General features: G+C 44.2%; 6 protein-coding genes. 5 read left to right on the top strand and 1 reads right to left on the bottom strand.

The window, feature by feature from the left end; all coding sequences use genetic code 11:
• Window positions 1-27: 27 nt before the first annotated feature.
• Complete coding sequence (locus ACRQ5D_RS03710) at window positions 28-1,023, bottom strand: M1 family metallopeptidase (RefSeq protein ID WP_432328455.1); 996 nt, start codon at window positions 1,021-1,023, stop codon at window positions 28-30.
• A gap of 513 nt (window positions 1,024-1,536) precedes the next feature.
• On the opposite strand from ACRQ5D_RS03710, the gene ACRQ5D_RS03705 reads away from it, so the two are divergent.
• The 5 genes from ACRQ5D_RS03705 (at window position 1,537) to ACRQ5D_RS03685 (ending at window position 12,008) form a co-directional block, all read left to right on the top strand.
• Window positions 1,537-4,068 carry an ABC transporter permease gene (locus ACRQ5D_RS03705; protein ID WP_431199101.1) on the top strand — a complete coding sequence of 844 codons (2,532 nt, stop codon included), beginning with the start codon at window positions 1,537-1,539 and terminating at the stop codon, window positions 4,066-4,068.
• Window positions 4,007-4,312, top strand: a complete 306-nt coding sequence (locus ACRQ5D_RS03700; protein ID WP_431199100.1) for an ABC transporter permease — start codon at window positions 4,007-4,009, stop codon at window positions 4,310-4,312. The genes ACRQ5D_RS03705 and ACRQ5D_RS03700 overlap by 62 nt, the downstream gene beginning before the upstream one ends.
• Before the next feature lie 168 nt (window positions 4,313-4,480).
• On the top strand, window positions 4,481-6,910 hold the full coding sequence (locus ACRQ5D_RS03695) for an ABC transporter permease (protein WP_091165215.1): 2,430 nt from the start codon (window positions 4,481-4,483) through the stop codon (window positions 6,908-6,910).
• Between the two features lie 253 nt (window positions 6,911-7,163).
• On the top strand, window positions 7,164-9,524 hold the full coding sequence (locus ACRQ5D_RS03690) for an ABC transporter permease (protein WP_091165218.1): 2,361 nt from the start codon (window positions 7,164-7,166) through the stop codon (window positions 9,522-9,524).
• 90 nt (window positions 9,525-9,614) lie between these two features.
• On the top strand, window positions 9,615-12,008 hold the full coding sequence (locus ACRQ5D_RS03685; protein ID WP_091165220.1) for an ABC transporter permease: 2,394 nt from the start codon (window positions 9,615-9,617) through the stop codon (window positions 12,006-12,008).
• Window positions 12,009-12,046: the final 38 nt, after the last annotated feature.

Raw genomic sequence — 12,046 nt, 5'->3', positions numbered from 1 at the left:
TGCGGCCATTGCTAAAGTTGGCATCTATCAGCTCACGGGGGTAGCCTGTACATATTCGCCGTGAAGGGTAGCCGAAGTATTTTCCATGGCGCCGCTCACGTAATCACGAACTACGATTTGGGAGTATTTAACCCATGGAAAATCAACACCCAGGGTTTTTGAATAAAAGTCGATAGCTTCCGGGGTAAAGCCGAAGATCTCTTTGGCGTAAGGGGCGTATTTAGGCTCAAGGTAATAGCTTACCTCTTTATCTTTCCACTTGTCTTTATAGATCTTGAAATCGCCAACGGCCATCATAAACAAATATGGTGAGTGTGGAAGCTCCTGTTTCCAGGTATCGGTACGGGTACCGTCGGCATTTGTTTTTTGAGCAGTCAGTTTACCGTTTGATAGGGTTACGTACTTTGCAGGCACAGTCATCGTGATCTCTTCGGTAGTTTTTTGGCTTGGCTTATCAATGGTAGGGAACCAGGCCGATGAACTTTCGGTTTCACCCTGGGTCCAGATCTGGGTTGGCTTATCTTTTTCCGTGCCGTCGGGATTGATGAAATATAAGCCTTTGGCATCGTTAATAGCTGCGCTGCCTTTAGCTTTCAGCTCATTGGGCTTGGCAGTATAATCAATGTAAATGGTATAGCTTTCGTTGTTGCGGTAAACCTTGTCCAGTTTAATGGCTACCGAAAGGCTATCCTGGTAAGTAAATTTAAGCGGGACGTTTTTGCCATTTTTTACCACCGAGATGTTTTTAAGGTCCATGCCTTTAGCGTCGAGCCTTAAGCTGTCGGTTGGATAAAAGTGAGGTTTCAAAGTAACCCATTCTTTGCCATACAGGTAACGTTTTTTGTAATCGAAACGAACATCAAGTTTGGTGTGGATGAGATCGTTGATTTTAGTTGGTACGGCCCGGTAAATTTTTAGTGCCGGGTTTTCCGGTGGAGGAGTTTGCTGCCCGTAAGCAGTTGCCATAGCTGTGGTAAGCACACACGACAGCATGAGTTTTGTAATTAATTTGCGATCAGTCATATATGGTACAAAAAGTTTGCTTTTTACAAGCTGTTAAGGATAGTAAATTTTCAAATATACACCCCGCCAGCCAAAATGTTTTGTGCGTAAATCACCTATGACGCGCCGGACGGGATTATGTTACGGGGAGTGACTGATTTTTGAAAGGAAGGCACAAGTAAGCCCGGCCCTGGTCTCCGCACAACACTTACTACAGCTGAGGGCGGAAGGGGTTAATAGGGTTAACATAAATTGGAATTTTGTTAAATAAATTACTGTATTTCAAGTTGTTAAAAAAACAGGGGTTACGCCAATGATTGGTTAAAGACGTTCTGTTTGCAGCTGGTGTTATCATACTTGTTCAGGAAGGAAATGACTCTGCTTAAAACCGAACACCAGATGTACGCTATCGTACAGTAATAACGACGATTTTTATCTAAATTATTGATTTTAAGATATTTATATAAATGGCATGGCTTTTATCTATCCAAACAGTAGTGTACTGCCTATCAATAAACTGACAACCTGTGAGATATGAACTTAGATGACGACGTTTGGAACCTGGCTTCAAAGAAGTTGGCCAATGAAGCTTCGGAAAGGGAGTTGGCTGAGCTAAACGCTTTGCTGGCCGAAAATCCTCAATTGCATAGTCAGCTAAAGCTCATGTCGAAATGGTGGGATGATGGAGAAGAAAAGCCGGCAGACAATGGTTCGGCTTTGTTCAGTAAAATCCAGGCAAAAATTAAAGATATTGAAGGTGTAAAGGCACCGGAACTTGCAGCGGTGCGCCCGGTTAAGCAAGTGAAAGTACTACAGCGTAATTATAAGACTGAAAAGCTACAACAGCATACGCCATTTTTAAACAGCATAGCCATGATCAAAAATTACCTGAAGGTTGCCTTAAGACAGTTGCGCAAGCAAAAAATGTATACTGCTATTAAAATTGGTGGCTTTGCGTTTAGTATTGCGGCCTGTTTGCTAATTGCCCTCTACATTCGCGATGAGTTGAGTTTTGATAAAAGTTACCCTAATGCCGCCAATATTTATCGCTTGCTTGGGCACTACCACGATGGTTCGGTAGATGAAAAAGGTGTTGATTGGCCTTCGGTGATGGCTAAGGTGATCAAACAGGACTATCCGGAAGTAGAGAAATCAGGGCGTTTAATGCCAAACTCGCTGTTTTGGGGAGCCGGCGCAAATGAGTTAAAGCGTGCCGACCAGGCTGATAATACCCACGAAGAAGGGTTTGCCTATGCCGACCAGGGGCTAATAGATATTTTAAACCTGCCCATGGTTTACGGCGACCCAAAACATGCCTTAAGCGAGCCGTTGAGTATGGTGATCTCAAAAAGCAAGGCCGATAAATACTTCCCCGGTCAAAACCCGGTAGGTAAGGTAATGTACCTAAACAATAACAAAACCAAACCTTTTAAAATAGCCGCGGTAATGCAGGATATCCCCAATAATTCGCATTTGCACGATTTTAAGTTTTTCATCACCCTTGCCGGTGTCGAATTCTGGAATGGCGAGCAGGCAACCTGGGATGCAAATAATTATCATATATATATGGCGCTGAAACCCGGCACCAACATAGCACAGTTTAATAAAAAGGTGAATGATGGGATCCTGAAAAATTATTACATCCCCAGCATGACACGTAACGGCGATAAACGGGCCAGCAGGGTAATGAGTTTGTTTAACTTGATGGTACAGAATGTAAAGGATATCAATCTGCGTTCGTATGATGTTCACGATGGTATGTCGCACGGGGATATCCGCTTTGTGTGGTTATTTGGTGCGGTAGCAGGTTTCATCCTGGTTATTGCCTGTATTAATTTTGTTAATCTATCCACAGCCAAATCGGCTAACAGGGCCAAAGAGGTTGGGTTACGTAAAGTAGTTGGCTCGCAGCGAAGTGGTTTGATCAGGCAGTTTTTGTCCGAATCATTATTGTATAGCTTTTTCTCGTTTGTATTAGGGCTGATATTAGCCTGGGCATTACTGCCGTATTTTAATACGCTGGCATCTAAATCGCTTGTTATGCCATGGGCGGTTTGGTGGTTAGTGCCGGTAGTGTTGGCAGCGGCATTCTTAATTGGCATTGTGGCGGGCATTTACCCGGCCTTTTACCTCTCGGGCTTTAAACCAGCCGAAGTGCTTAAAGGTAATTTAAGTGCCGGAAGTAAAAGTTCGGTATTGCGTAATGTGCTGGTGGTTTTCCAGTTTGCCACATCTATTATTCTCATCATCAGTACGGTAGTTATTTATAACCAGATGCAATACCTGCTTAACAAAAAAGTAGGTTTTGAGAAAGACCAGGTGGTGATGATACAGGGTACCAACACGCTTGATAACCAGGTGAAGCCATTTAAAAGCGAATTGTTGAAGCTATCCACAGTTAAAAGTGCATCTATCAGCGATTTTTTACCGGTTTCGGGCACTAAGCGTAATGGCAACCAATTTTTTATTGAGGGAAGAGAAAAGATTGATCCTACTGTAGGTGGCCAGTTTTGGGATGTGGATCATGATTATCTCAAAACACTGGGCATTAAACTGGTGGCTGGCCGCGACTTTATTCCCGATATGAAAGCCGACTCGCAGGCGGTGATCATTAACCAAATGATGGCCAACAAACTCGGACTTAAAAATCCGATAGGGAAAAAGATAGTTAACTATGGCCCGGGTAAAACAATTATCGGCGTGGTGCAGGATTTTAATTTTAACTCGATGCGCGATGGTATTGAGCCATTGGTGATGCACTTAAGCTCAAGCGAATCGATAGTATCGGTAAAAATAAAAGCCGGTGATGTAAAAAAAGCGCTCGACCAAATCACTGCGACCTGGAAACAGTTTGCACCCAACCAGCCCATCCGCTATACTTTTATGGACGAGACGCTTTGCCAGTATGTATGCCGATGTGCAACGGATGGGGCGTATTTTCACAAGTTTCGCGGTATTGGCCATTATTATAGCCTGTCTTGGCCTGTTTGCTTTAGCCGCCTTTATGGCCGAGCAGCGCAGCAAGGAAATAGGGATTCGCAAGGTACTGGGCGCAACCGTTGGTAATATCACCACTATGCTATCTGTGAATTTTGTAAAGCTGGTGTTTGTTGCCATCGTGGTTGCAACACCGATAGCCTATTATGCAATGACCCAATGGCTGCAGGATTTTACCTATCGCGTACAGCTTAGCTGGTGGATGTTTGCCCTTGCAGGTGTGGTAGCAATTATGATAGCACTGGTTACAGTAAGCTATCAAAGCATTAAAGCCGCGTTGATGAACCCGGTAAAGAGTTTGAAAGCGGAGTAGTTTTGATTTCGGATTTCGGATGTTCGATTTCGGAATTAAGAAAATAATAATTCATGTCATTGCGAGGCACGAAGCAATCGCATGCTATACAGAGCTGCTCTGCTTCCGTGCGATTGCCACGCTATCGCTCGCAATGACATATTTGAATGAACCATTGAATCAACTAAAATGTTAAAAAGTTATTTAAAAACGGCATGGCGGTTTTTGTTGAAAAACAAAACCTTTAGTTTAATTAATATAGTAGGGCTGGCTACGGGTACACTTTGCTGCCTTTACATTTTGCTGTATGTGCAGGATCAGTACAGTTACGATAAACAACATAAAGATGTTAAGGATATTTATCGTATCATCACTACGCTCGAGCTAACCGGCGATAAACATGACGGCGCTGCAAGTTCGCCGCCTATTGCGCCGGCTATGAAAAACGATTTCGGTGAAGTTTTGCAGTTTACCCGGTTAGTTACTACTGAGGGTTTTGGCGCCAAGCAGCACCTGTTACGCTACAAAGAAAAATCATTTTATCAGCAGGATGCTGCTTATGTGGATTCTACCTTTTTTGATGTGTTTAACTTTCATTTTGTTAGCGGCAACGTTAATAAAGTGCTGGCTGAGCCTTACAGCCTTGTATTAATGAAGCCGGTAGCTGATAAGCTTTTCGGCAGCGAGAATCCCATAGGGAAAATGATCTCTATCGATAATTCATTCGGCAAACATGATTTTAAGGTTATGGGGGTGATAGACGAAAGCGCCGGACAGTCGCACATTAAAGTAAGCATGTTTATGGCCATGAACAGTGGTGGCCTTGGGCAGTACGTACGGCAAAATACTGCATGGGCCGGTAATAACTTTTTATACGCTTATGTAAAGTTACGCCCCAATGCCAGTGCTGCTGCTCTTGAGAAAAAGCTTCCGGACTTTTTGAATAAATATGGCGCCGACCAATTGAAGGCTATCGGCATGAAAAAGTCGCTGCACCTGCAGCCGGTAACTACCATTCATACAACGCCGGGGCATGAGCATGAGCTAACCAAAACGCTTGATCCTGCATTCCTGTACATCATGATATTGGTGGCTGTACTGATACAGGTAGTGGCCTGTATCAACTTCATGAACCTTTCAACAGCGCGTGCATCAAAACGCGCCAAAGAGGTTGGTGTACGCAAAGTAATAGGCGCCGGCCAGGGTGATTTGATGAAACAGTTTTTAGGCGAATCATTTATGCTAACGCTCATTGGTGTGGCAATAGCCTTACCAATGCTTATAATTCTGCTGCCTTATTTAAACCAGGTAACGCATACAGATATTCATTTATCGTTTTTTAGCAATTATAAGCTTTGGCTAATGCTGGTGTGTATAGTTGTGGTTACCGGTTTTGTGGCAGGGAGCTATCCGGCTTTTTATTTATCGGCGTTCAGGGCTATTAAGGTAATCAAAGGGAATTTTACCAGTCATATTTCGGCAGCAGGGATCCGTAAATCATTGGTAGTGTTTCAGTTTGTGCTGTCTATAGTACTTATAACAGGTATTATCGTGATTTACAGTCAGCTCAATTTCGTAAAGAATAAAGACCTTGGCTTCGACCAAAATCAAAAGCTCATCTTTAATTTTTATACCGGTACTACTCAAGGCAAAATGAAAAATTTTGCAAATGATTTAAGGCAGATGGCCGAGGTTAAAACAGTAAGTAATGCCGATAATTACCTGAGCCAGTTTGTACCACATGATCATGGTGTTTATACCGCAGGCGGCAACATGACCACCGCAACGGATGCACAAAATATTAATACTGATGAGTTTTTTGCCAAAGCCAACGGCATCAAAATAATTGCAGGCAGAGATTTCCGTATTGGCGATACTACCCGTGTACTTATCAATGAAACCTTATGTAAAAGATTGGGAATTAGTCCGCAGGCTGCTCCCGGTACCAGGCTTTATACGCAATATGCGCCCGATCCGGTAAGCTTTGTTGAAGTGGCCGGTGTAATGAAGGATTTTAACTACAACTCCCTGCATATGGAAGTAAAACCGTTTATGCTGGTTTACCGTAATGATCCGCGGCAATTTAATGTGATGGTGGTATCAACAGATAGCAAAAACTATAAATCGTTACTGAGCAAAATGGAAGCGCTATGGCGCAAGGACATTGCTGATGCACCGTTTGAATATTCGTTTTTAGATACTGAGGTTCAAAAGCAATATGAAACCGAGGTTACGCTGTCGCAAATCATCAATTCATTTACATTGATGGCGATAGTGATCTCCTGCCTTGGTTTGTTTGGTTTGGCAGCTTTCAGCGCCGAACAGCGCAGCAAGGAAATTGGCGTACGTAAGGTGCTTGGTGCCAGTGTAACGGGTATTGTACAATTACTGTCGAAAGATTTTGTACAACTGGTGCTGGTAGCCCTCGTGATAGCTATACCAATAGCCTGGTGGGGCATGAGCAAATGGCTGCAGGCATTTGAATATCGGGTAACTATAAGCTGGTGGATGTTTGCCCTGGCCGGTGTGCTGGCTATGGTAATAGCTCTGTTAACGGTAAGCACACAAGCCATAAAAGCCGCGAGGATGAACCCGGTGAAGAGCTTGAAGGCGGAATAGAGTGGTTAGAGGTTGGAGATTAGAGGTTAGGAAGATTTCGGAATTCGGATGTTCGATTTCGGAATTAAAGAAATAATATAATCTATGTCATTGCGAGGAGCAGGCTGAGTAACGAATAGGCGCGACGCGGCAATCTCGTAACTAATGCATAAACGCCATGCAACGCGGTCGAGTTAAGCACGACGAGGTTGCTACGCTGCACTGCGCTGCAATGACATGATTGCAAATACCAATGAACCAATGAACTATAATCATGTTAAAGAATTACATCAAAATCGCGTTCCGTAATATTGTTAAAAACAAGGTGCATGCCTTTATTAACATTGCGGGTTTATCGGTGGGGATGGCAGTGGCCATGCTTATCGGTCTTTGGATCTGGGACGAGCTATCGTTTGATAAGTACCATAGCACCTACAACCGCATGGGGCAGATTATGGTTACACAAACGGCAAATGGCGAAACGCCTACTTTTCGATCTACCGTGGTGCCGCTGAGTGCCGAATTGCGTACTAAGTATGCCAGCGATTTTAAACACACCTCGCTTTTTTGGGGTGGGGCGCATATTCTTACAGTAGGTGATAAAAAGATATCACAAATTGGGGCCTGGGCCGAGGGTGATTTGCCGGCCATGCTTGCATTGAATATGGTAAGAGGCAGTTATACCGAGTTTAGGGATCCTTCATCAATAGTTATATCTCAATCAATTGCCAAAGCGCTGTTTGGCAATGCCGATCCGGTCAATAAAACTATCAAAGCTGATAATAAAACAAACTTAAAAGTTATCGGCGTATATGAAGACCTGCCACGCAATACTTCATTTTATGAAACAAAGTTCCTGATGCCTTTTTTTAATAAAAACAACTGGTGGGGCACGCAAACGGGAGCATGGGATAATCATGGCTGCTCATTGTTTGTTCAGCTGGCCGATAACGTGGATTTTGATAAAGTATCGGCTAAGATCAGGAACATTACCAAGCCACATTTCAAGATGAATGATGAAAGTATACAGGTGCACCCCATGAGCAAATGGCACCTGTACAGCGATTTTAAAAACAGCAAACCTGTTGGTGGACTTATTGAAATGGTTTGGCTGTTTGGTATTATTGGGGTATTTGTGTTGTTGCTGGCCTGTATCAATTTCATGAACCTGAGTACCGCCCGAAGTGAGAAACGTGCTAAGGAAGTGGGGATCAGAAAGTCTATCGGCTCCATGCGCTCACAGCTCATCAACCAGTTTTTGAGCGAATCGGTAATATTTGCCTGTTTGGCGCTGATAGTTACACTTGGTATAGTTTTGATTGCGCTGCCATCATTTAATCATATTGCTGATAAACAAATAGGTATGCCATTTGGCAATGTTTGGTTTTGGCTCCTGGCTTTGGGTTTTACTTTATTTACAGGCGTCATAGCAGGCAGTTATCCGGCATTTTACCTTTCATCATTTGAGCCGGTGAAGGTTTTAAAGGGCACTTTCAAGGTCGGCCGTTTTGCGTCTCTGCCGCGTAAGGTTTTGGTTGTTGTGCAGTTTACGGTATCCATAGCGCTGATTATAGGTACCATTGTCATATTCAGGCAAATCCAGTATGCTAAAGACAGGCCGGTCGGTTATTCGCGTGCGGGCTTACTTTCTTTCGAGATGAAGACTCCTGAAATTTACGGACATTATGAAACCATGCGTAACGACCTGATCCAAACCGGCGCGGTTGAGGATATGGCCGAATCAAACAGTACCACCACAGAGATTTGGGCAAATAACGGAGGCTTCGATTGGGAGGGCAAGCCCGCAGGCTTCGATCCAACTTTTGGTACCGTTGCTACAACCTATGATTTTGGGCATACCGTAGGCTGGAAAATTATCCAGGGCCGCGATTTTTCAAGAAACTTCCCAACGGATACCGGTGCCTTTATCCTCAACGAATCGGCAGTGAAAATGAGTGGTATTAAAAACCCGGTGGGCAAAGTGATCAGGTGGAACAAACAGGATCATGTTGTTACGGGCGTGGTGAAGGATATGGTGATGGAATCGCCTTACAAAAAAACTGTAGCTACGGTATTTATGATGTTACCGGGCTGGGTTAATTTCATAACGCTGAGGGTTAAACCAACCATGCCCATGCAGGAAGCCTTAAAAAAGATAGAACCGGTGTTCAAAAAATATAACCCCGGCAGCCCGTTTGATTTTAAATTTAATGATGACGAATACGCGAGCAAGTTTTCGGACGAACAGCGGATCGGCAACCTCGCTACCATATTTGCGGTGCTGGCTATATTTATATCGTGCCTTGGCTTATTCGGCCTGGCTTCATTTGTTGCCGAACAACGTATCAAGGAAATTGGCGTACGCAAGGTGCTCGGAGCGTCGGTAGTCAACCTGTGGCGATTGCTTTCGACAGAATTTGTAGTATTGGTTACTATTTCGCTGTTTATAGCGATACCTGCTGCTTATTATTACATGAACAACTGGCTGCACAGGTACGAGTATAGATCAGCCATAACCTGGTGGATCTTTGCTGCATCAGGAGTTGGCGCTGTTTTAATCACTTTGCTAACGGTAAGCTATCATGCCATAAAAGCGGCGCTGGCAAACCCGGTTAAGAATTTGAGGAGTGAATAAAACCTCACCCAACCCTCTCCAAAGGAGAGGGCTAATAAATTATTAATTAAATTAAAGATCCCTCCCCTTTGGGGAGGTTAGGAGGGGTAAATGTTTAAAAACTATTTAACCGTTGCGTGGCGAAACCTTGTTAAGAACAAGGCACATACGCTTATCAATATTACAGGCCTGTCGGTAGGTATGGCGGTAGCGATGCTTATTGGCCTGTGGATCTGGGACGAGTTATCGTACAATAAAAACTTCGATAATTACGACCGGATAGTTCAGGTATGGCAAAATCAAACATTCAATGGAGTAACGGGCTCGCAAACGGCTATGCCTATACCTCTGGGTTATAAGTTGCGGAACGACTATAAGCACGATTTTAAATACGTGGTGCTTTCGTCCTGGAATTATGGGCACATCATGGCCTATGGAGAAAAAAAGCTGACTAAGGAGGGAAGCTACATGCAGGCCGAAGCGCCTGATCTGCTTACTTTAAAAATGCTGAAGGGCACACGTGACGGTTTGAAAGATCCATCATCTGTTTTACTTTCGGCAACATTGGCCAAGGCTTTGTTTGGTGGTACCGATCCGATGCTTAAAACCATCAAAATTGATAATGTATGGAATGTTAAAGTGACCGGCGTTTATGAAGACATGCCGCATAATTCCGAGTTTCGCGAGCTGGGTTTCATAGCGCCATGGGATTTATATATAACTACCGCCGCATGGTTAAAACGGGCCGAAACACGTTGGGGCAATAACTCCTGGCAAATTTTTGCTCAGCTGAAGCCTGGTATCGACGCCAAAAAAGTATCGGCCGAGATCAAAGATCTTAAACTGCATGCGATTAAAGCGCAGGGAGACGACGTTGGCGCCAGCTTTAAACCGGTAGTTTTTCTGCATCCAATGAGTAAATGGCACCTTTACTCGAGCTTTAAAGATGGCTTTAATGTTGGCGGCGATATCAAATTTGTATGGATGTTTGGCATTATCGCCGTATTTGTGCTGATGTTGGCCTGTATCAATTTCATGAACCTGAGTACCGCCCGTAGTGAGAAAAGGGCCAAGGAAGTAGGGATCCGCAAAACGGTAGGCTCGTTAAGGAGCCAGCTGATCAGCCAGTTCTTTATCGAGTCGGTAATATTAGCGTTGTTCGCATTTTTAATTTCGGTTTTACTGGCGCAGCTTACGCTATCGTGGTTCAATGGCGTAGCCGATAAAACCATGCACATTCTTTGGGGCAACGCGGTTTTCTGGCTGCTGGGTTTAAGTTTCAGCATTATCACAGGGCTAATTGCCGGTAGTTACCCGGCATTTTATCTGTCGTCCTTTCAACCGGTTAAGGTTTTGAAGGGTACATTCAAGGCCGGCCGCTATGCAGCAGTGCCGCGTAAAATACTGGTGGTACTGCAGTTTGCTGTGTCGGTTACGCTAATCATCGGCACCATCATCGTGTTCAGGCAGGTGCAGTTCACCAAAAACAGGCCTATCGGTTATGAGCGTACGGGGTTGGTACAGATAGATATGCGTACCGATGAAATTCATAAACATTTTGAAGCCGTAAGGAACGATCTGCTTAAATCGGGGGCTATTATTGAAATTGCCGAGTCTGGTAGCCCGCTTACTGCTGTGTACTCCAATAACAGCGGCCTAAACTGGCGGGGAAAACCTGCCGGTTTACAGGATGACTTCGCCACGATAACCCTTAGTCCGGAGTTTGGCAAGGTTGCCCAGTGGAAGTTAATTGAAGGCCGCGATTTTGAACGCAATAATGCAGGCGATTCGTCAAGCATGATTGTAAACGAAACTGCCGCCCGTTTCATGAATTTTAAGCACGCTGTAGGTGAAACAATCGACTGGGGCAAAAAATTCAAGATCATAGGCGTGGTAAAGGATATGGTGATGTCGTCGCCATATGAGCCGGTTAAGTCATCGATATTTGTGCTGGATAATGATCCGGGCGGGCTTGTGGATATCCGTTTAAACCCCAAAATGAGCGCCCACGATGCTATTGCCAAAATTGAGTCAGTTTTTAAACAATATGCGCCCGGCAGCCCGTTCGAATATAAGTTTACCGACGAAGAGTATGCCCGTAAATTCACCAACGAAGAGCGCATAGGCAAACTCGCCGGGTTCTTTACCTTGCTGGCCATTTTTATCAGCTGCATGGGCTTGTTTGGTATGGCATCATTCATGGCCGAACAACGCACTAAGGAGATTGGTGTACGCAAAGTGCTGGGTGCTTCAATATTTAGCCTATGGCAATTAATGTCGAAGGAATTTGTGCTTCTGGTATCGGTATCATTATTGATAGCCATACCAACAGCTTATTACTTTATGCAGGGCTGGCTGCAGGATTATAAATACCGGGCCGATTTATCATGGTGGATATTTGGCCTCACCGCAATAGGAGCTATCGCCATAACGCTGCTCACCGTAAGTTATCAAAGTATAAAAGCAGCTTCAATGAACCCGGTAAAAAGTTTGAAAACGGAATAGAGTAGTATTGTTGGAGATCAGTTTTTACCCCGTTGTCG

The organism is Mucilaginibacter sp. P25 (assembly GCF_050859465.1).
GTDB lineage: Bacteria > Bacteroidota > Bacteroidia > Sphingobacteriales > Sphingobacteriaceae > Mucilaginibacter > Mucilaginibacter gossypii.
This window is presented reverse-complemented; position numbering and strand designations above follow the sequence as displayed.